The organism is Cytophagales bacterium (assembly GCA_033344775.1).
Taxonomy (GTDB): Bacteria; Bacteroidota; Bacteroidia; order Cytophagales; family Cyclobacteriaceae; genus JAWPMT01.
The window spans coordinates 833,803-855,317 of record JAWPMT010000001.1 but is presented as its reverse complement, the minus strand read 5'-3'; the positions used below and the strand labels follow the sequence as shown (position 1 = coordinate 855,317).

The 21,515-nt window shown below is 43.5% G+C and carries 15 protein-coding genes; 9 read left to right on the top strand and 6 right to left on the bottom strand.

The genetic code is table 11. The annotated features are described in order from the left end of the window. Window positions 1-203 precede the first annotated feature (203 nt). The 4 genes from R8G66_03530 (at window position 204) to trxA (ending at window position 11,013) form a co-directional block, all read left to right on the top strand. A complete protein-coding gene (locus R8G66_03530; protein MDW3191402.1) occupies window positions 204-5,240 on the top strand; it encodes a hypothetical protein in 5,037 nt (1,678 codons plus the stop codon). An 87-nt stretch (window positions 5,241-5,327) separates the two neighbouring features. Then, on the top strand, window positions 5,328-7,625 hold the full coding sequence (gene ligD / locus R8G66_03525; GenBank protein ID MDW3191401.1) for a non-homologous end-joining DNA ligase: 2,298 nt from the start codon (window positions 5,328-5,330) through the stop codon (window positions 7,623-7,625). A gap of 1,910 nt (window positions 7,626-9,535) precedes the next feature. Then, entirely contained in the window at window positions 9,536-10,483 is a 948-nt protein-coding gene (locus R8G66_03520) for an SUMF1/EgtB/PvdO family nonheme iron enzyme (GenBank protein ID MDW3191400.1), read from the top strand. Window positions 10,484-10,638: 155 nt separating this feature from the next. Further along, window positions 10,639-11,013, top strand: a complete 375-nt coding sequence (trxA, locus tag R8G66_03515; GenBank protein MDW3191399.1) for a thioredoxin — start codon at window positions 10,639-10,641, stop codon at window positions 11,011-11,013. A gap of 17 nt (window positions 11,014-11,030) precedes the next feature. On the opposite strand, the gene R8G66_03510 is transcribed toward trxA, so the two are convergent. Continuing rightward, window positions 11,031-11,924: a hypothetical protein gene (locus R8G66_03510; GenBank protein MDW3191398.1), complete on the bottom strand. Its 894-nt coding sequence runs from the start codon at window positions 11,922-11,924 to the stop codon at window positions 11,031-11,033. Between the two features lie 131 nt (window positions 11,925-12,055). Between R8G66_03510 and R8G66_03505 the strand changes: the two genes are divergently transcribed. Then, on the top strand, window positions 12,056-13,585 hold the full coding sequence (locus R8G66_03505) for a transporter substrate-binding domain-containing protein (protein MDW3191397.1): 1,530 nt from the start codon (window positions 12,056-12,058) through the stop codon (window positions 13,583-13,585). A gap of 13 nt (window positions 13,586-13,598) precedes the next feature. Here the strand turns inward: R8G66_03505 and R8G66_03500 are convergent, their stop codons facing one another. Beyond that, window positions 13,599-14,771, bottom strand: coding sequence for a lycopene cyclase family protein (locus tag R8G66_03500; protein ID MDW3191396.1), 1,173 nt, complete (start codon window positions 14,769-14,771; stop codon window positions 13,599-13,601). 301 nt (window positions 14,772-15,072) lie between these two features. After that, the gene (locus tag R8G66_03495; protein ID MDW3191395.1) at window positions 15,073-15,471 is read right to left on the bottom strand and encodes a hypothetical protein; all 399 of its coding nucleotides are present in this window, start codon (window positions 15,469-15,471) and stop codon (window positions 15,073-15,075) included. A gap of 414 nt (window positions 15,472-15,885) precedes the next feature. Here R8G66_03495 and R8G66_03490 point away from each other — a divergent pair, with 414 nt between their 5' ends. From R8G66_03490 to R8G66_03480, 3 genes are read left to right on the top strand one after another with little or no spacing between them, the layout of a single operon-like run. Further along, window positions 15,886-16,677, top strand: coding sequence for a YHYH protein (locus R8G66_03490; protein ID MDW3191394.1), 792 nt, complete (start codon window positions 15,886-15,888; stop codon window positions 16,675-16,677). Between the two features lie 3 nt (window positions 16,678-16,680). Next, window positions 16,681-17,301, top strand: a complete 621-nt coding sequence (locus R8G66_03485; protein ID MDW3191393.1) for a membrane-binding protein — start codon at window positions 16,681-16,683, stop codon at window positions 17,299-17,301. Continuing rightward, complete coding sequence (locus tag R8G66_03480) at window positions 17,276-17,938, top strand: SCO family protein (protein MDW3191392.1); 663 nt, start codon at window positions 17,276-17,278, stop codon at window positions 17,936-17,938. Before R8G66_03485 ends, R8G66_03480 begins: the two co-directional genes overlap by 26 nt. A gap of 82 nt (window positions 17,939-18,020) precedes the next feature. Here the strand turns inward: R8G66_03480 and R8G66_03475 are convergent, their stop codons facing one another. The 3 genes from R8G66_03475 to R8G66_03465 all read right to left on the bottom strand — a co-directional run bounded on the left by R8G66_03475 (window position 18,021) and on the right by R8G66_03465 (window position 19,935). After that, window positions 18,021-18,329, bottom strand: coding sequence for a peptidyl-tRNA hydrolase (locus R8G66_03475; GenBank protein ID MDW3191391.1), 309 nt, complete (start codon window positions 18,327-18,329; stop codon window positions 18,021-18,023). Further along, window positions 18,326-18,697, bottom strand: coding sequence for a VOC family protein (locus R8G66_03470; protein ID MDW3191390.1), 372 nt, complete (start codon window positions 18,695-18,697; stop codon window positions 18,326-18,328). The genes R8G66_03475 and R8G66_03470 overlap by 4 nt, the downstream gene beginning before the upstream one ends. A 134-nt stretch (window positions 18,698-18,831) precedes the next feature. After that, window positions 18,832-19,935 carry a serine hydrolase domain-containing protein gene (locus R8G66_03465; protein MDW3191389.1) on the bottom strand — a complete coding sequence of 368 codons (1,104 nt, stop codon included), beginning with the start codon at window positions 19,933-19,935 and terminating at the stop codon, window positions 18,832-18,834. A gap of 392 nt (window positions 19,936-20,327) precedes the next feature. Here R8G66_03465 and R8G66_03460 point away from each other — a divergent pair, with 392 nt between their 5' ends. Beyond that, a complete protein-coding gene (locus tag R8G66_03460) occupies window positions 20,328-21,512 on the top strand; it encodes a histidinol-phosphate transaminase (GenBank protein ID MDW3191388.1) in 1,185 nt (394 codons plus the stop codon). Window positions 21,513-21,515: the final 3 nt, after the last annotated feature.

Below are 21,515 nucleotides of genomic sequence, written 5' to 3'. Positions count from 1 at the left end.
TCAAATAATGGAACAACGCAACGGATTTCACGGTAAGAGTTACACTTGATAAATCCTTTTGGGCAGATATCATTTGTTTGAGATGATGGTCGCTTCCGGCTTCTAATTTCATACCCATAAATCATCGCATCTCACTCTTCAGTTGATAGCTGAGAAATTATTCCGTCAATTAAAAACATAGTATGAAATCATGTAATGGCTTGGTGAAACCACTCAACGCCAGTGTGGAAGCCAATTATGAAAATCACACACTATCGGTCTCTTATCGTAAGAAGGGGGAGTCCAATGACCTGGTCAGTATTCCGGAACAGGTCACTATCACGCTCCCCGAAGCAGGGACTTTCAATTTCCTGATCGATGAACCAGAAGACATCCTGGGCCTGGTCAGGATTGCTGTAAGAGGTCCTTCCAGTGAGATTTATAGAAGAGATTATGAGTATCAGGAATTGAAAACAATAGTGGATACGGGGAGTTCGACCATAAGTCCTGATCCTAAAACTTCCACTACAAAGACTAAAGGTGGTGGTGAAAATAGTGTACCACTTGAAATTCTGGTGGACCCACAACAGGTCATAGTCATTGTTTCAGATGATCAGGTAGCACCTTATAAGATCAGTGGGCGTCTCATCAATTTTGAGAACGGTGAGCCTATAGCACAGACAAGCATTTTTGTCCACCTACACCTCAAGTCAACAGATGAAAACCTACCGATACTGGATATCCCGGTTCATGAAATGGTCAAATCCGATTCAGCCGGCTACTTCTCTTTTGATGCCCCTGGCGGTATGCTATGGAAAGGGTTTCTGATGATTGCAGGTGTTGATGGGAAGCAGTTTTTACTACAACCGGATACAGGAAATGCTGACCAGTTAGATCCCAACCAGGTGATCGTGCTGGATGGTGATGATGTGATCTCCATAAATGAGCACGATGAAGACGATTGTGGCTGTCATGGAGATCCCGACGATGCTCAGATGCCAGATGCTGAGGACCTGGTATTGTCTGGTGCCTATAAAAGTCATCGCGGAAAAGGGTGTGTTGATTTTACACAGCCCAATCGCGCCTTAGAAGAATTTTCTTATGTGAAGATCGTAAGAACAACGGAGCCTGAGTTCAAGAAAGTGCCTTATCGAAAGCCGCCGCTGCTCAGACTTCCGGGAGGTTCCAATTTCTCAAATGTCATTGATGCCGGAGATATCCAGGTGGATCAAATGCCCGACGAAACCGGCCAGTCCGCCAAAATGGTCAAAGGTTCAGAAGGGCAGGAAAGTGCTCCGGATAATAATGATGGGAATACCTCGGATTCCGCCTCATCAGGAGCTACGCAAAAAGCAACAGCTCCTGATCTGAGGCCCTTTTATCTCTACATTCAAAACTCCTGGGCAGCAAATCGTGCCTGTTGGATCTTTACCGATCGTCCGTATGAACTGATAGATACCAGTGAGTTGATGTTTACGCCAGTTCCTGACAGCTACCCACTGTACAACCCTGTGGAGCTTTGGATGACGAAATTGGAGGAGTTGTTTCTGTTTATTTACGAGAAGGCGCACAAGACTGAACCTGAGTTGAAAAATTTCCTCAAATGGATCAACGAACGATTCATGAGTGAGCATCAACGCAGGCCAGCGAATCCTGAGGAAATGGAGGACTTTGTGACCAGGTTTTTCGAAGAAGGTTCGCAGGGCCGGGTAGGCGTGGATAGCGCACATCCGATTGATTGGGACGATACCCCCACGTTCTACCACAATACGTCGATTGCGCATGGTCACATTGTACATTTCAAACAGATTTGGCGTGCAGATGGCTATTCCATGGGGGACTTGTTGTACAGCTTGCCGCTGGCACCTTGTCAAAAGAAACAGATTGCGATTTTTGATTGGGGTCGATCGGAAAGCACCGGACGCACCGAGTCTTTGACTGCAGAAGATCGTTTGAGCTCGCACCTTTCTCGAGACAGAGACGTGACGGACATCATAAATACCAGTTTGTCCGAACAAATCAAGGGAGGGTCAGAATCAGAACTTTATTCCAAATCGAAGACCTCAGGTATTGGTGGAGGCATCGGTGGCTCTTTTGGTAGCTCAGCTTCCGCATCATTACCAGCAGGAGCAACAGGATTGCCTGTGGATGCTAGTGGGTCCATGTCGTTAGGAGTATCTGGAGGACTCTCGGGTGGCTTTGGAAAGCAAGTCAATGAGTCCAATTCGAGTTCATCTGCCTGGCAGGATTCAGCCCGTGACCTTTCGGCGAATAGCATGAACAGCCTTAAGGATTCGATCATGCAATCGGCAAGCTCAGTAAGGAGTCAGAGAAGTACCGTAGTGGAGACGCTTGATCAAAACGAGACACTTAATGTGCAGACGGAGGTCATTGCCAATCACAATCATTGTCATTCCATGACAGTGCAGTATTTTGAGGTTTTAAGGCACCTTGCTGTTGAGCAAAAAGTAGTGGCTGCACAAGAGTGTTTATTCATTCCACTGGAAATGTCGCCTTTCACTTCCGAGAAGATCCTGAGATGGAAAGACGAATTGTTCCGTGTTCTTCCGGCGGCCGGTCTCAGAGATGGAATTGTTGCTTTGGAAGATATCAAACGCAAATATCAGTATGCCGGTCCCGATGAGATCCTTGCGGACGAATTGATCCAGGAAGTTTACGGTGAGATCACTTTATCTGTGAATATCAATCGCCCGGAAGATGAAATGGTAGAAGTAGTAGTTCCTGTTGCAGCAGTAGGAGCTTCAGGAGGTACTATAACTAAAAAAGTGCCGGTATTCAAAGCAGAGAATTGGGATGAATTGCTGCCGTTTCTGGGCGAATGGAATCTGTCAAAAGTACTTTCAGCTTTTGAGGACAAATCTTCGCAGGAACGTGATTTGATCTGGAGTGCTCAAATATTGCCGGAGGTCATTGTGAACATGCTGGATCAAATTGAAGTGGATGCTTACGATTCTTCAGAGCAGCCTCTTAATCTGGATCTTGAGATGCAGGTCGAACCTAATGTTCGGACCAAGTTCAACCGGATCCGAGGCCGAAGAGGCCTGAAAAAGTCATTGAAAATCCGGCGCATGAAAGGTTACCGCCCAGGAAATGAAATGAAACTGATCCTTAGGATGTATCCTGGTGACAATACGATCAGCAGACGTCAGATCCGTGATATAAGAATAAGCAATACCATGGACCTCCCGACAGGTTCGAAGATCGTATTTTTCGGAGGATTCCTGAACTATCAAAGTGAGCGACTGAACGAACAGCTGTTCAGTACCCTTAAGCGACATCAGGAGCTACCGGAAGAAGGAATCGATATTCCAACGCCTCTGAACAAGCAAGAGCGATTCAGCCCAATCAAGGAAGCATATCGAACCGCCAACCGATTGATCGAACACATCAATGATCACCTGGAGTACTATCATCAGCGCGTATGGCGAGCCCTTGATAGCAACAAGCGCTACATGATGCTGGATGGTTTTACTGCTCCTAATGCCGATGGACGAAGTGTAGCTTCTGTAGTGGAAAACCGACTCGTAGATATCGTAGGGAACAATCTTGTGATGCCGGTAGCTCCAGGTGTACGTATAGATCCGTCATTCAAGCTGGTCAAAGAAGGTGAGAGCCAGAGCAGCAGTGTGTCTGTAACGTTGACCAAGCAGATAGATTTGTTGAAGCACTACACACCGGATTCTCCAATGCCACCATTTCGGATCAGTGTGCCGACCCGAGGTGTTTATGCAGAAGCTGTTATGGGTAATTGCAACAGTTGTGAGAAGATTGATGAGAGTCGTCACTGGCGCTTTACGGAAGTGCCTTGTGGAAATGAACCTACAGTTATTCAGCCAATCAGTACGGATTCACGTCGTGCTGCGCCGAGTGACCTGACGGCCAAGGATTTCGCCACACCAATTGTAAACATTCAAAATGCTCCCGATGCCCCGAATCCTCAAGGTTTTGCGGGAGCAATTGATGCATTGACTGCTTCGGATGCTTTCAACAACATAACTGGGCTAGATCAGAATCAGAAAAATGCACTGGAAGCCTTAAAGGCTGCTTCTTCTGGTTCCAGCGGTGCTTTCGATAAGAGCATTGATGCTGCGAAGGAATTTGCTAAAATGGCCAAAGAAATTGCAATGCATGCTAGTTCGATCAAGAATTCTGCAAAGACTGCCGATGCGATCGATAAGGCTGTTGATGATGGTAAAATCAGCAAAAAGGAAGGGGATGAATTGCATGTGGAGAACATCAAATCAAGGATCCCTTCTTTGATGAAAGATAGCCAGGATTTACCCAAAAGAGATCCAGAGTCCATTAAAGGAATGATTCCTGATCACCCGGAACAATTCGAAAGTTTTGAAGCAAGTGATGACCTGGGCAAAATTACCTTTACCTCGGGACGTGGTTATGGACTTAGTGACTCTCAGGATACCGAGATCAATTTAGATGTTGATGATTGGACTTTGATGAAAGAGTTTATCTCTGGTGATCCGGACCTAAAAGCGACTTACAAGAAACTGTTGACACATCGGCCTGGTACGAATATGACGGCTTCTCTGGAAGCAAGGTTTGGAGCTGATGCCATTCCTAAAATCAAAGAAGACACGTATTCAGATACGGTGAATATTGACCTTTATTGGATGGATATTCTGGAAATGCCTACCGGTTTGGATGAAAACAATATTTTCGAATCCTTTCGAAAGGGTTTTAATGTGATCTTAGAGAAGGAGGTATTTACACCTTTGGATAATAATATCGATGGTCCAGTTTGGAACAGTGCCAATGCAGAAGGAGCAGTGGTTAGCATTCTTTTGAAAGACTCATGGATTGGATCGCTAGAGGACGGAAGTGTTGTTTTAAGTGAATTAGGTACGGACTACTGGATATTCACCACGATATACACTCCCGGTCAGTTTAGTGCTGGTCCATTCAATCCCGGAGAATACACGAATAATGATGGGTATCATCCCGTAACGGGTAATCGAATGTTTGGAGTAAGGAAGAAGAACATCGGTGGTAAGGACATTTGGACCGTATTTATTCTTGCGATTGATGGTCGAACAAGCACTTGGTTTTACAGAAATGTTGCACCAGATCCGTTCCCTAAAGGTCATGAGTTTTGGCAAAGTTATTTTTCTGATTTGTCCGATAAAATTGAGGAGAACAATGGCAAAACTGGCCAACTCTATGTTCGTCGTGCAGAGCCAAAGAAAAATGAGTTGGATAATTTTTTGGGAGAAAATGTTTTCTAATGTCTTGCAGAATTTTTAGTAAAAGCTCAGGTCATTAATTGTTAAAAATCCCGTAGCAGTCTTTATTTTGCCTGTACGGGATTTTTTATGGCCAAGAAAAAAGTACATGTTGAAGTCGGGAAAAGGAAACTGGACCTTTCCAATCTGGATAAAGTGCTTTATCCCGATGATGCGGTACTCAAAGCGGAAGTCATCCAGTACTACCTCAACCTGGGCCCTACGATCCTTCGCCATTTGAAAGGGCGCCCGCTTTCCCTGGTTCGATACCCTGATGGTATTGAAGGTGAACAGTTCTTTCAAAAGAATCGCCCGGACTGGACCCCAGACTGGATCGATTATGTCCGGTTAGGCAAGGACCGGAAGAAGGAATATGTGGTGGCCAATGAAGAGGCAACCTTGGTCTGGTTGTCCAATCTCGCTTGTCTGGAGTTACATCAAATGCATTGCATCAGTCATAACACCGAGGCTCCGGACTACATTGTTTATGACCTGGATCCGCCAGAAGGGTACAATTTTCTGCAGCTCAAAGACATGGCCTTTCATTTAAAGGAACATTTGGAACGGCATGGTTATCATGTATTTGTGAAAACGACGGGTGGAAAAGGACTTCATCTGGTTACTCCGATAGCGATTCGCTATACGTTTGAGGAATGTTTTCAGGCTGCAAAAGCACTGGCCTCGTCCTTTCTGGAAAAAAACAATCAAGCTACCCTGCACCTCAAAAAAGAGGCCCGCAAGGGCAGGGTATTGGTGGATATCTACCGAAACCGACCTTCCCAGACCATTGTTAGTGCTTATAGCTTGAGGGGGAAGGCCGGAGCAACTGCCAGCGCGCCGATCACATGGGAGTATTTGGAAGGGCTTTCCAGTACGGCGGAGATGAACATATCCTCTGTCCCGCAACTTGTAGAGCAGGAGGGAGATGCCTGGGAATCAATCCGGGCGTGGGCCATCCCGATCCATACGGATAAGCGAGCTGTATTGGAAAAAGATCATCCACCGCATGATAAAAGGAAAACCACTGATCAACTGCAGGAATACGAGAAAAAACGGGATTTCAATAAAACTCCCGAGCCGGATATCGTAGGAGAAGAAAGTGCAGGCAATCGTTTCGTGATCCAAAGGCATCACGCCACGAATCTCCATTATGATTTGCGATTGGAGCAAGATGGGACCTTAAAATCCTGGGCAATACCCAGAGGGATGCCTCCCGAACCTGGAGTGAAACGCCTGGCGGTGCAAACCGAAGATCACCCGCTAAAATACCTGTCTTTTGAAGGGGAGATTCCAAAAGGGGAATACGGTGGAGGCATGATGTGGGTCTATGCATCCGGGACTTACGAAATCACCAAGGAAAAGAAGAATGGTTTCTATTTCAGGTTGAGTAGTAGGACCTTTAATGCGGAGTATCGCATGCATTTGATGAAAGGGAAAGAGTGGTTGCTGGAACGTGTAGATAAACCGCAAAAAGACTTACTTGGATCGCCGGTCAAACCGATGCTTGCAGGTTCTGTGAAGCGTCCTCCGAAAGGTGATTATTTGCATGAGGTAAAATGGGATGGTATTCGTGCGATCATCACTTTGAATGAAGGGGAATTAACGATCCGAAGCCGTAATATGAATGTAATCACGGATCAATTCCCTGAACTAAGCATTCCTGAAGAAGCTTTCCGGGTCAACAACGCCGTATTTGATGCTGAGATCGTTTGCCTTGATGCACACGGACGAGCCGATTTCAAAAAGGTGATTAGGAGGCTAAGTTCAAAAAAGAATTTTGATGCCCTCAGTAGAAGAAATCCAGCTTATTGTTACTTGTTTGATTGTCTCTATATGGATGGCAAACAGTTGACCCAGGAACCGCTGCTTAGAAGAAGGGATTGGCTGAAGGATTCCATCAAAAAGGACAGTCATTACCGCATTTCGGAGGTAGTAGAAGATGGAGAAGCTTTATTTGAAGCGGCGAAACAACTGGGTGTAGAAGGGATCATGTCCAAAGAACCACTGGGTAAGTATTACCCGGATCGGAGATCAGATACCTGGGTAAAGGTGAAAGTGAAAGCTTCGAAAGATCTGGTGATCATTGGATATACCCGCGGAGAGGGGGAGCGGGAGTCGTATTTCGGATCCTTACAGATTGCAGAAGCGGATGAAGAGCAATTGATCTATCGGGGGAGAGTAGGTTCCGGGTTTGATGATGCACTATTGAAACACCTGAGAGGCTTGCTTGATGGGTTGAATGAAGTGCCTAAACCCGTATCCGAGGAAGCACATGAGGAGGGTAAATCTACATGGGTGGTACCCATCTTGAAGTGTGAAGTAGAGTACTCAATGATCACCGATAATGGCACTTTGCGCGATCCAGTTTTCAAAAAACTCATCGTGTAAGTCATTCGTCGCAATTTACCCTCAGGTCATCGGGTAAATACCACCAGTCAGCTTTTTCACGAATCCAGGATGCTCCTTTGCCGTTCTTACTATCAACACACGATTAGTAGTACAAATTCTTCATTTGGTTTTAGGTTAGGTTTTAAAAGCATCTCTTCCCAGGAGGTGCTTTTTTCTTTTATACCATTTCAGATTGATGCTGAAATTATGGAATCAAGCAATTTTTCTGGGGAGACTTTTAACTGAATGTAATTTTAAGAATCTAAAATTAGTTGTAGTACTTAGATGATCTTCTTAGGGACTTTTGAGCGAAGAAGCATCGCTATTCATTCCCACTTTTCCACGGTACGCCGCGCGGCGATGAAAAGTGGTGCAAAAATCTAGCGGTTCCCCGCCGGGACCGGATTCATTTTTTAAAGCATTTTGAACCAAAATAGCAGGAATAAAATAAACTCGCCATTTTGAGAAACCAAATCATTCAAGATGCTACATGCTCGAACAGAATTTTAACTGGCCGTCCGCATTCTTTTCTGCTTTTATTTGATTCAAAATCCTAAAATGAATCAAGGCCGATGCGAAACGACAACTCCTTTCAGTACAAGCTGTCCAAAAAAAAATTCAGATTGATCCCTAAATGCGACCATTAAATACAATTAAACGGCTCGAAACTTATTGCCTGAGGAAGGATGCGTTATTCTCGGGACGCAGTAGTCGCTTTTAGCGAGTAAACAACATCTTCTAGTTGCGATTGATGAAGAGATTATAGCCTGTTCGGATGAGAATATCTTTGAATTATTTAATTGTATCTTCAATTCATCATAAAATTATGACCGTTCAACGATAATATATGACTGTTTATCGTAACCTGAAAACTTACAGTTGCCAATGGCGTTCATAAAACTACAAGAAAGATATTCAGAACCCGGAACTAGTCCGGGTCAAAGTTCTTCATTTGGTTTAGGTTAGGTTTTGAAAAGCGTCTCTTCCCAGGAGATGCTTTTCTATTTTATACCAGCTTAGTTTGATTTTGAACCGGTGACCACCTAGACTATTGTCCATCAATACGACCGAATTGCTACAAACTTTTCGTGGATGAACGCAGAATTCCACTCTCATCTCACAAGGCTCATTTTAACCAATATCCAGCATACTATGAATTATCAACTATGAGATGATTATATTCATGATGACCAGGATTTCTTTGAATTATTTAATTCAATCTCCGTTTCATCCTAAAAACATGACCATTCAACGGGAAAATGCGACAGTTTATCGTAACATGAAAACTTACAGTTATCGATAGCGTTCATATACCTACAAGAAAGGAATTAAGATATTCTTCATTTGGTTTAGGTTAGGTTTTGAAAAGCGTCTCTTCCCAGGAGATGCTTTTCTCTTTTATAACCCTTCTAATTTTTCAACACTGTTTTTCATGCTTTGAATGATCAAATAACTTTTCGGGGGTCTGCCTGAGGGAAGAATTATCCTTGCTTTTTTGAGCTCAAAAATTCAGAACCTATAGTCACTTCCTTCCGATCAAGGCTAATCATCTTAATTGGAATAATTCAATATATTCATCAATTAATCATAAAATTACCGTCATTCATCGATGATTTTCCTTCATTGATCGTATCCATGAATCTTGAGGTATTTCAATACGTTTAATTTGTTAGAAGATAGGAATTCAGAACACGGACTGAGGTCCGGTTCAAATTTCTTCATTTGGTTTAGGTTAGGTTTTGAAAAGCATCTCTTCCCAGGAGATGCTTTTCTCTTTTATTCTTTCTGTGCTGAAATTACTCATTGGTAATTAGGGGCACTCGATATTTTTTCCTATCATCGAGTCATATACTAACCACTCAATAGACATGATGAAAGACAATCTATTCACCAGCTTAGGCTTCCTAATAATGCTACTTTTTTTAGTGGCCTGTGGAACCGATGATGAAATGATCACTGTGGATTTGGATCGCGAGCTTCCCGGTAGCATTATATTGAAAGACATACCTGCTGGATCATTCACCATGGGAGGTAGAACAAACGCTAACGATGCTCCGGAAGTAACGATTAGCTTATCTGCTTTTCAGATATCTGAAAAGGAAATTACCAACGAGGAATACATTTCGTTTTTGAATGCTGCCTATGTCGATGGATGGATTACGGTTGCTGCACAATCAACTACAGACCCTTGTGGAACTTATACAGAAAACATGGTCATAGGGGCTGGTGATGCGCCTAATGCGGGAGAAATATTCTTACAACTCGGTGAAACGGGTGGATGTACCAGTGATGGTCATGCGGAACATATCAACAACAAGAGCTGGATATCTTTTGATACCGCAAATGAAACCTTTGTTCTACTTGATAACTCAAAGGCTGACTGGCCTGTAAACTGGGTGAAATGGTATGGAGCGTATGCTTTTACCCAGTACTTTCAAATGGATCTACCAACTGAAGCACAATGGGAATACGCCGCACGCGGCGGCCTGCAACTAGAATATCCGACGGATGATGGTACACTGGACGAAACCAAGGCTAATTATAATGGTGACACTCCAGGAGTATTCAATGCAACTGGAACTTCTGTTTCAGTCGGTTCCTTTCCGGCCAACCCATATGGGTTGTATGATATGGGTGGTAACGTTTGGGAATGGTGTCAGGATTACTATAGTGCTACCTTTTATGCAGATGGTGCAACCGATCCGGTCAATAATTCGGCAGGAGCTGAAGCCAAACGTATTCGAAGAGGTGGAGCCTGGAACTATCATAGAACTACTCTGCTGACCTACGCAAGAGAATCAGATCCCCCGAATCGGGGAAATAACCACTTTGGTTTCAGAATTGTTGCTAATAACTAAATAGCAGTTTTCATTTAGCATTCTATCCGTGGCATTTGAATTGTCAGTTAGACGGCAATGTCAGCGTGCTGTCTCTTGTTGATTAATGATCACCTTAAGTGAATCAAAGTCGTTGATGCAGATGTTGAACACATAGAATTGATAAAGCATACATTATGGCAACGATAAATTTGACGGCAAAAGACTTCAGAGAAAAAGTCTTTGACTATACCACAGAAAAAGAATGGAATTACAAAGGAGATAAACCCGCCATCATAGATTTCTATGCAGACTGGTGCGGACCCTGTCAGATGGTAGCGCCCATATTTGAAGAGATCTCCAACGAACGCGATGATGTGGTCATCTATAAGGTGGATACCGAGGCAGAGCAGGAATTATCTGCGTTGTTTCAGATCCGAAGCATTCCAAGTTTGTTGTTCATTCCAACAGACGCGGAGAAGAAACCAATGATGCAAAATGGTGCACTTCCCAAACATGCTTTGGAAGAGATCATCGAGAAAGAGCTGGTTGCTCCTGCGGAGCAAGAGTAACCTGATTACTTAAGTGATCAGGTTACTGAATCGCGATGACTCGCGACGAGGTAGCGTCTCGACCAGCTAACTACATTACCTGGGGCCAGGTCGATCTGAAAGAATAATTCCGGACTGATCACATGGCCCCAACCCCACAAATTCACAGCCGATGTTTTGAAGTTTCCGGTTTCTGAGAGGCTTAATTTTTGCGCTTTGTTTACGAGGGTCCACGAAGCTTCGACCGACTTACCACCTGAAAGATTACTGAAAAAGAAAGGTTCTTTGGGTCGGCCCAAAAAGCTGATGTCGCGTTCTCCGATATTCACCAATCCTTCTGGGTTTACTGTTTCAAGGAATAAAGAAGGTGCTGTCTTAAAAGGCAGGTACAACGCATGAGAGGGATCAATTGGCTGTCCATCAAATGCCATGAAATTGTGTACGTATTCATTGGTTATTATAGGCTTCACTCCCTTATTCATCAATTTGTAGTGAATGGAGAATCCATCTGTTTCCAATCTAATTACTTTTTTCAGGATATAAGCAAAACCACAATACGCATCAGAATAGCAGACGATGGCTAATTCGTCTTCTTTAGGATGCACTTGAAATATAGCGGATTTAATCGGATACGGCTGCTTGAAATCATAGGTCGAATTTTCTTTTCGAAGCAAGCCAACACCAATTTTATGAAACCAGTCACCGATGGCAGTTTCCTCAAATCCAACCGGCTGATCAATCCCGAATTCATTGTATAATCCCACACCCTGATTGGGTATCTGAGAGTCAGGTAGTTCGTGTCCGGTCATGTTTTGACGATTGAAAGTGAAACGAGTGATCTTTCCAGTCCAGTCAAATCGGGACAACTGATAATTTTCTTCGGGGAGGTCAATATGAAGCGATAGGTGCTGATTTTGCAGGATATGTGGCATGGATCAGTAAGAAGTAGGTCCGGGTAGGTGGACTGCTTTTTCAACAATGATACTTCTCATGACTACATCAATCAATAAAAAACCACTCAAAAACATCTTTTATTGAAGGGTTTGCACCTAGATTTATTGACATGGAGCCAAACAAATACTTGAATTATGGTCTTTTGATAGGCCTCTTTGCGTTGATTTTCTCCTGTCAAACCCCTCCGCCTTGTGATTGTGAAAGGGTCGTTGCGGATTCCGTCAAACAAGAATTGGTTCGAAAGACCCTGGCTGATCTTACTGTCGATGAAGTAAATCCTGATACGATCAATTGGATTGTTGCCAACTCGGTTGAAAGGGACCTGGATGAGATCAGAAAAGATGGTGTTTTGCGTGCCTTGATCATTTATAGCAGTACCAGTTATTTCCTATATCGCGGTGAGCCTATGGGCTTTGAATATGAATTATTGGAACAACTGGCCGAAAGACTTGATTTGAAACTGGAATTGGTAATTTCTGCGGATCTGGATTCAGAATTTGAAGTGTTGAACCGGGGAGAGGTGGACCTCATTGCTCATGGCATGACGGTGACCAATGAAAGGAAATGGGAGGTAGCTTTTACCGAATACCTTTATTTGACCCGGCAGGTTTTGGTGCAACGGCAACCGGATAACTTCCGGGACATGAAATGGTCGGATTTGCAAAAACAGTTGATCCATGACCCCATAGAACTGATCAATGATACGGTATCGATTCGTCAGAACTCTGCCTATTCAGAGCGCATGAGAAGCCTTTCTAATGAAATAGGAGGTAATATTTACATCGATACACTGAAAAGCAACCTGTCAACAGACCAAATCATCAAGATGGTTATTGATGGAGAGATCAAATACACCATTGCTGATGAGAACCTGGCCAAGATAAATGCCGCTTATCATCCAATATTGAAGATTGATGTACCCGTCTCTTTTTCTCAGCGAATTGCCTGGGTCACCCGTAAGAAATCTCCGCAACTTAGAAAAGCAGTCAATGAATGGATCTTATCGGAACGGAAACGCACAAACTATAATGTTACCTACAATAAGTACTTCAAGAATAAACGCAATTTCAGAAGTAGAGAAAGAAGTGAATTCTATAGCCTGAACAATCGACAGATCAGTCAATACGACGAGTTGATCAAGAGGCATGCGAAAGAAATTGATTGGGATTGGCGTTTATTAGCATCCCAGGTTTATCAGGAGTCAAGGTTTGACCCTAAGGCAGACTCCTGGGCAGGTGCAAAAGGGCTGATGCAAGTCATGCCTAAAACAGCGAAATCTCTCGGTATCAAGAATTTGACGAATCCAGCGCAGAGCCTTCGTGGTGGAGTGAGCTACCTGGGATGGCTTCACGATAACTTTGAAGAAATTGAGGATCCACTCACACGGATCAAATTCATGTTAGCTGCTTACAATTGTGGTTATGGGCACATGAAGGATGCCCAGCGGTTGGCATCGCACAATGGTTTGAATCCTAATTTATGGGATGATAATGTGGAGCCCATGGTTTTGGCGCTCACTGACCCTGAGCATTTCAATAAGCCCATGATCCAACATGGGTACGTACGCGGTGAAGAACCTGTGAACTATGTCAAAGACATTTTGAGACGCTACGATCAGTACAAACAATTCATCCCTTAATAAGAGAAAAGAACTATCGACTGAACAATTGTTTCATGCCGGAGGTCATGAAAGGGATCTGAGGAACACTGTTTCGGATGATGAATTCTTTCCAGAAGCCACTTTTATTGTCAAGAAATGCCAGAATTAATTCAGGATCTGTCTTTTTGAACAAGCTTGTAAATATTTCTTCCCCTGTCATTTTCTCAGAAAGTAACACATCAAGCAGCGTTCGATCATACCAATCGAACATTTTGTCCCGAAATGTCCGCTCCATAATTGGCGGCTGTCCCTGACTCAGCAACTTGATGATGGCCCTGACGTGTCGCTGTACGAATTGAAACGTATATCCTGTACTGGCTTTCGTATAGCCCCCGGCTGTCCCTAGATTAATGATCCTTTTTTGACTACCTACCTGTTTTTGAAACCTGGCTAGCGACATGGGGATGATCCCATACTCTTCATGTTCGATTTTATAAGATTCCAATTGTAGTTGGTTGGAGAGGTAAGCCTCCAGGGCTTTAACGTAGGCTTCTTTCTCCAGCACTTCCGGAGTAAATAAAGTATACTCCACGAGTGCTTCTGTCTCCGTTATAGGAAGCACGTACATGAACGTTGTGCCGTGTTTCTGAGAAGGCCTGAAATCCATGAGTGTGGCCTGAGTAGGATCAAAAGCAGGTTTTTCCGATTTGATGTTCCAGCCCATGAAGTGCTGAAGTAATGTATCATCAGGCGACATCTTAGGATGGAAAAGCCCGGTTGAGTTAAAGATATATTCGGCACGATACGTTTGTTGATCCGTCTTTACCAATGGCTGTCCATCTTCTTCCAGAATTTCCTCAATGGCTTCATTACGAAAGGTTACATTCTCAAATGCAGTTGCATGATCCAATACATATTGATAGAAATCTATGCCGCGGATCATTTTGTACCGGTAAGCTTTTAGCTTGAATGTCTTGTCAACAGACGGGGAGATGAATTGCAGGGTGTCCCAACTTTTGATCGCCGCCGAATCAAAAACGCTGGCTTCTGATTCCCAATAACACCAGGTACGATCATTTTGATTTTTTGTGGCCAGGTCCAGGACCAGAATTTCCTTTTTGTTCAACTGATCGCTTAGTAATAAATGATGCAGCAAACTCAAACCTGCTAAACCTGATCCTGCGATGATGTAATCGAATGGTTTTATGGAATCAGTATCGAGCATTTTGTGTAGGGTAGATGTAACAGTAACGCGTTGCTGCCTTAGGTGTTCAAATTAACCATAATTTCCTTCCAATCATCGGGAGATCCTGTTCAATGGTCGGATTCAAACATCTTTCGCATGCGTCTGGCGTTCTATTAACTACACGATAAGAATTCAGAACACGGACTGAGATCCGGTTCAAAGTTCTTCATTTGGTTTAGGTTAGGTTTTTGAAAAAGCATCTCTTCCCAGGAGATGCTTTTTTGTTTTATGTGATTTTGGGCAGGTCAGTAGCTGCCAGCTCGAATGGAAATGGATAACTTCAGAACCCAAACATGCCATTTTTATTGGCTAGATTTTCAGTGGGTATTTCCTGAATCACGTCCCAATGCTCAAATACCTTGTTGTTTTCAACCCTGAACAGGTCGTAAAATACATGACCTTTTTCATGCCAGATGCCTTCATTGATGGTCAGTACAAAATTTCCTTCACCGATGATCTTGTGAGTTTTGGTGTAGCGGAACATGTCATTATTGGCAATCAGGTATTGGAATGCCTCTTGAACACCATCCAGGCCATCCCGAATTTGCGGGTTGTGTTGATGGTACTGTTCCTGACTGATGTAATTCGTGATGTTGGCTGGATTTTCACCAAATAGCACATCACTTACCAGGTTTTGAACCAACTGCTTATTGTCGTCGGTGCTTTGGAGTGATGGCAACCTACGAGAATTCCACCCTGAAATCACACCTACATCCCAGCCTATTCAGGAGAGCAAGGAAAATGCGATCAAGTTCTTCGTTGAAAATTATAAGGAGAAATATTGGCTCGCCTGATTACAATTTTGAGCAGGCCAGTTACAATCGTTTACCCAACAGCAAATTTCCTCCAATCATCGAGAGATCCCAGCCAATGATCGGATTCAAACATCCTTAGCGAGTGTCTGGCGTTTTAATAACTACACGATAGGAATTCAGATCCTGCCGTTTTAGTCAGGATCGTAGTTCTTCATTTGGTTTAGGTTAGGTTTTTGAAAAAGCATCTCTTCCCAGGAGGTGCTTTTTTGTTTTGTTTTTTTTCGTACCTGGCAACCATTTCTTCGCATGGTCTCGTATTGCTCCAAAATCAATACAAAATGAAGACCACTTTCAATTTTTTTACCTTTGCTTTTTGTTTAGTACTGCTTTCATGCAGTAGTTCAGATGATGGTACAAATGTGATCGATGATGATGATAATGGAAACGCCACAGATGCGGTAAGTACGCCAACATCAGCTTTTGATGAATTTAATTCCAGTTCTGTTACCATCGCCTATGACGAAGATGAAGTAACCATCATGACCACCGCGTTGCCTAACCACACTTCCCCGTATTGGAATACCAATCAAGACCTTTATATTGATCCGATTATCGCGGTGGAAGAGAATATCTCTCCTGGTCTTATTCAAGAAGGAAATTACACGTTGACCGTACCTGCAGCACCAGCATTAGCCGCATCAAGCTCTGCAACAGGTTTAGGTGCAATTGGCATTTCAGTATCAGGTGTGCCCATCTATAATCAATCTGAAGGCCCTACGGATGTTACAGAAGGAACAGCGTCAGGTTTTGACTGGGCAGGAGGACATAATGGCCCTCAAGGATATCATTATCATGTTGAAGCGAGGGATGTAGGAGAGACTTCTCCACTACCAATTGATGATGATCGCTTGCTGGGAATCATGGCAGATGGATTCCTGATTTATGGTAGAAAATGCAATGCAACAGGAGATTACCCTACCGACTTTGATGAGTCTGGTGGTCACTTTTCTCTTACACAGCATGGTGATGAAGCCTTTTATCATTACCATATCATCAATGAGATCTATTTAAACCAATACTATTTATTGTTTGGTGTGGATCTTCAGGGTACTCCCAATTCTATTCAGTAATCAATGAAGCTGATAACTGCTCTTTTAATCTCGCTTGCTTTTTATGGTTGCCGGCAGGAATCGCCATCAGTCATGGTGGTAATCGAGGTGCCTGAGGTAAAGGAAGTACCTAATATCGCCTGGTCTGAAACAGAGGTATTCCTGGACAGGAGCAACAATACATGGTTCTTAAAAAACGACTCAAGCTTGATTTCCGGGTACGTGAAGCAATACGATGTTGCTGGGAAGGTGTTTAGAAGTACAGGCTTTGTGGACGGAAAAATGGAAGGTGTTCAATTGACTTACTTTCCTGACGGTCGCCTGCGATTTGCGGAAACTTATCTGGCCAATAAACTTCATGGCACTGTAAAAAGATGGTCGATGGAAAGTGGTTATCAGCTGGTGGCTTTATTACAATATAATGGGGGTAGACCTCATGGAGAACAAATGAAATGGTACACAACTGGCGAGTTGCATAAGCGTCTGAACCTGGAATCCGGTCAAGAAGTCGGATTGCAGCAGGCATTTAGAAAAAATGGTGCTTTATACGCCAATTATGAAGCTCGCAATGGTCGTGTATTCGGAATTAAAAGGGCCAACCTATGTTACGAATTAGATAATGAACAAGTCGTCTTTAATCAATAGTTTTTTGGTAGGAGCGGTCATCGTTGTGTTGGCTGCATGTCATCCGGTGGAAGAAAGCAAAAGCCGTGTGCCAGAGCTCCCTTTTTATGAGGAAGCTACTTTTACGCCGAATTGGGTCAGTGAGGAGGATGTTTCTGATGACTTTCATCGCATACCTGCCTTTGAATTAGTCAATCAGGAAGGTGAACGGATCACGGAACGACACCTGGTTGATCGGGTAACGATCGTTGATTTTTTCTTTACATCATGTCCGGGAATCTGCCCTAAAATGACCAGTAACATGATGCTCGTACAGGAGGCGTTTTTGAATACTGAAGAAGTGATGATCCTTTCACATTCTGTTACTCCTAAATACGACAGTATTCCGGTGCTTAAGGAATATGCGGAATTGAAAGGTATACAAAGTGAAAAGTGGCATTTGTTGACGGGCGACCGGTCTGTAATCTATGACCTGGGACGTAACCAATATTTTATCGAAGAAGACCTGGGATTAGAGAAAGACCCTGAGGACTTTATCCATACGGAAAATTTTGTCCTGATCGATCAAAACCGCAGAATACGAGGTATTTACAATGGTTTGAACAAAACGTCAGTCCGTCAATTGATCGCAGATGTGAAGACGCTTTTGAAGCCGTAATTACTAGCATTAAAGCCTGCCTGATAAGTAAGGCGGGCTTTTACATGCTTACTATATATAGTGCGTCATTCAACGTAGACATCTATTGAGGCCTCCACTTCCTGAAAAACTTGAATGCTTGTGGGTACTCCTTTCGAGGGCAAAATGCCAGTGCTACCTCCTGATTTTCAAGTGCGGATTCCGTAAGCAGGGTGGACCTGTCAGTCTCATTTGCTTTGATGAATTCTTTGTCGTTGACCCGGCAAACTACTTTTTTAAACACGCTATTGATCCAGGTCTGCATGTCTGGGTCGGATTCATATTGCTTGTAACAGGCCAGTGATGCATGAGCAGCGATCACTGGCGCGAATTCATCAGGAACCGAATCCTTGAGCAGGATGTACATTTTCATACGTGCTGATCGATCAGAATAGGGTTGCCATCAGGGTCAACAAGCATGATACTTTCCGGGCCTGAGGAGTTCTCATCGGCATTTTTGGTCAGGTCTATGCCATTGTCCTTGAGGTGTGATTGAATCTTGCGAACGTCATCGAATTCCGCGAGAATGTTGGCATTTTCATCCCAACCGGGATTAAAAGTGAGAATATTCTTGTCAAACATGCCATGGAAAAGCCCGACAAGTGCATTGCCGTTTTTCATGATCAGATAATTACGTTCCAGTTTTCCCGCAAATACGGTAAAACCTAATTTCTCGTAAAAAGCTTGTGATACGGAAAGGTCTTTGACCGTCAGGCTGATGGAGAATGCTCCTAGTTTCATAAGTAAAAAATTATCGGTAAAAAATTGGCTAGCTGGGTAAGAGCGTGGCCCATAAAGCTTCAAACTAGTACTTTTTCAATACTAATCCTACTTCAGATTTAGACACTTTTTAAATGGTCATTTAGCATTTTAGATTACTGTTCTGCCAAATAACATTCAGTCATCTGACGGATCTGTTTGGCTAGTTTGCCCGGGTCTAACAAGTTCGTAGCATTGCAAAATACCGCCACCGTAATTCCATTTTTTAACCCACGATAGACGTAAGTGCTCGTGCCGACCCAACCGCCTGAATGGGACGATTCCTCCATTTTCGTGTCGACAAACCACCCGCTAGCATAATTCACATCATCACTGACAGCTACATCTCCTGGCTTCCAAATCAAATCATAGACCTGCTTTGACAGGATGCTATCCTTTCGAAGCACCTGATCGTATCGGAGATAATCTTCGAGATTGGTGTAAACTGCCCCGTCACCCATAACACCATTCATGAAAAAGCCATCTTCCCCTTGATAAACACCGTTGGTACGACCATGGCACATGGATCTTTCAGGAATATCGACGGGCCTGGCCAGGTTATAATACATCGTGCGGTTCATGCCTAAACGTTCGAAAACCTGAGTCTTTGCATATTGCGAAAACTCCGTGCCACTGACTTTTTCAACGATAACTGCCAACATCAAATACGCGGTATTGGAATATTCCCATTTCGTTCCTGGTTCAAATTCCGCTTCGGGGTTGGTCTTCAGCCAATCCAGGACATCTGCATTTTCTACCACTTTCTCACGTGGCCAATTTTTATCGAAATGTCCATAATAGTCAGGTAGTCCCGATGAGTGTTTCATCAATTGTTCAATAGAAATGCCTTTAAATACCGGATAGGGTAAATAGTTAGTGACTGGATCATCCAGGCTGATCAAACCTTTTTCGACCAATGTGAGTGCACATAGGGCGGTGAACTGTTTGCTAACCGAGGCCATCCGCATATTAGTGGCGGGAGTGATTGGTTGTCGGGTTTCCAGGTTGCGCAATCCATATCCCTTTTTCAATAGCGGTGTTCCTTCGTGCACGATCAGTACCGCTGCACCAGGCGATTCGGAAGTGATGTATGAATTCAGCAAGGAGTCAACACTGGCCTCCAAATGTTGTGTTGACTGAATTGGGTGGGAGGGGCCGCTTTGGGAACAACTGGTTATTGCAAGAAAAAAGAGGCCTCCAAACCAGCATAGCATTTTCATGGCTTTTGAGTTTTATGACCAATCTAATGGAAATTATTGGATTGATTCAGTGGGTATTACTTCGGTGAGTTATGATACTTTGTGGTGTTTTGATGCTAAAATTTTTGCAATACTTTCTATTTATTTTGTGAATATTGAAAATATGTTCATAAAAATCCTAATGGTGCATTTTTACAATAGCCTCATCAAGTGAGATTGAGCTTTGCCAGTTCTTGGCATTCTTTCAATAGCAAGGTGATGGTGATGAAAATCATGTAAAGGATACGCTGGTAGTGTCCGATTTGGTACAGATGTAAGGGAGGTTGCTGATTTTTTCAAACCAGGATCGACTTCTATTATTGTTAGATACTACGAATTATACTACTTAGTTAAACTTTTAACCGTTCCCGATCATGAATGCATCCAGACGCGCTTTGTTGAAATCAGGTTTACTTACTGTAGGAGGACTTACTGTTGCTCCACACCTGAGTATGTCGGAATCCTGGCGAAGTGCACCGAAGCTGGATGCATCAGGGAATGCTTTGTACAGTCCGTTTTTCAAAGAATACCTGGCAGATCCTTTTGATGAAAAGAAAGCCATCCTTGCTAAACTAAACGCCAACGAAAACCCTTATGGACCTTCACCCAAAGCGGTAAAAGCACACCAAAAAGGAGCGACTTTAGGAAATAGATATGCATGGCGGGAGATGTTTCAATTGATGGACATGCTTGCCGAAAAGGAAGGAGTGACTGCCGGGAACATCATGATGGGCCCTGGATCTTCGGATCTGTTGGAAAAGACGGGGGTTACGCTCTTTCTGGAAGGAGGAAACATCGTTTCTGCCGATCCTGCATACATGTCAATGATCCGAGTGGCAGAGGCCACAGGTGCTACCTGGAAAGGTGTACCATTGAAGTCAGATTGGTCGCATGACCTTGAGGGAATGGAAAAGGCCATAGACAAGGACACGAAACTGGTCTATGTCTGTAATCCAAATAACCCGACTGGTTCCCTGACGGATGCAAATGCACTGGAAGATTTTTGTCGACGTGTATCAAAAAAAGTGCCGGTATTTGTGGATGAGGCCTATCTCGAGTTTTTGCCAAAAGGAGAACAAAAAAGCATGGCAAAACTTGTTGCAGAGGGAGAAAATGTGATCGTTGCGCGAACCTTCTCGAAAATTCACGGAATGGCGGGATTACGAGTCGGTTATGTCGTAGGATTAGAAGATACACTGGGAGAGATTCAGGCCATTACCCGAGCGGGTATGGGGATTACTTATCCTTCGGTAATGGCAGCTATTGAAAGTCTGGGAGACACTGCGTTTCAGGATAAGTCAAGGAAATTGAATACCGAAGCTCGTGAATACGTCTGTGCTGAACTAAAAAAGAAGGGATTCGAATATGTTCCCTCCGTGACCAGTTTCGTGCTATTCCCCATCGAGATGGAAGGCAAATCTTTCCTTGAAAAGATGAAAGAACAACAGGTGGCTGTCCGTGCCTTTGATATAGTGGATCAGAACTGGTGTCGGGTGAGCATGGGAACAATGGAAGAGATGAAGCTTTTTGTAAGTGCACTGGGATCAGTATTAATCTAATCA

What these genes read in the sequence shown, in the direction of transcription:
- R8G66_03475 (MDW3191391.1), bottom strand. Translation starts at nt 18,329, where the DNA reads ATGAAAATGTACATCCTGCTCAAGGATTCGGTTCCTGATGAATTCGCG.
- R8G66_03470 (MDW3191390.1), bottom strand. Translation starts at nt 18,697, where the DNA reads ATGAAACTAGGAGCATTCTCCATCAGCCTGACGGTCAAAGACCTTTCC.
- trxA (MDW3191399.1), top strand. Translation starts at nt 10,639, where the DNA reads ATGGCAACGATAAATTTGACGGCAAAAGACTTCAGAGAAAAAGTCTTT.
- R8G66_03505 (MDW3191397.1), top strand. Translation starts at nt 12,056, where the DNA reads ATGGAGCCAAACAAATACTTGAATTATGGTCTTTTGATAGGCCTCTTT.
- R8G66_03520 (MDW3191400.1), top strand. Translation starts at nt 9,536, where the DNA reads ATGCTACTTTTTTTAGTGGCCTGTGGAACCGATGATGAAATGATCACT.
- ligD (MDW3191401.1), top strand. Translation starts at nt 5,328, where the DNA reads ATGGCCAAGAAAAAAGTACATGTTGAAGTCGGGAAAAGGAAACTGGAC.
- R8G66_03465 (MDW3191389.1), bottom strand. Translation starts at nt 19,935, where the DNA reads ATGAAAATGCTATGCTGGTTTGGAGGCCTCTTTTTTCTTGCAATAACC.
- R8G66_03480 (MDW3191392.1), top strand. Translation starts at nt 17,276, where the DNA reads ATGAACAAGTCGTCTTTAATCAATAGTTTTTTGGTAGGAGCGGTCATC.
- R8G66_03485 (MDW3191393.1), top strand. Translation starts at nt 16,681, where the DNA reads ATGAAGCTGATAACTGCTCTTTTAATCTCGCTTGCTTTTTATGGTTGC.
- R8G66_03490 (MDW3191394.1), top strand. Translation starts at nt 15,886, where the DNA reads ATGAAGACCACTTTCAATTTTTTTACCTTTGCTTTTTGTTTAGTACTG.
- R8G66_03500 (MDW3191396.1), bottom strand. Translation starts at nt 14,771, where the DNA reads ATGCTCGATACTGATTCCATAAAACCATTCGATTACATCATCGCAGGA.
- R8G66_03510 (MDW3191398.1), bottom strand. Translation starts at nt 11,924, where the DNA reads ATGCCACATATCCTGCAAAATCAGCACCTATCGCTTCATATTGACCTC.
- R8G66_03460 (MDW3191388.1), top strand. Translation starts at nt 20,328, where the DNA reads ATGAATGCATCCAGACGCGCTTTGTTGAAATCAGGTTTACTTACTGTA.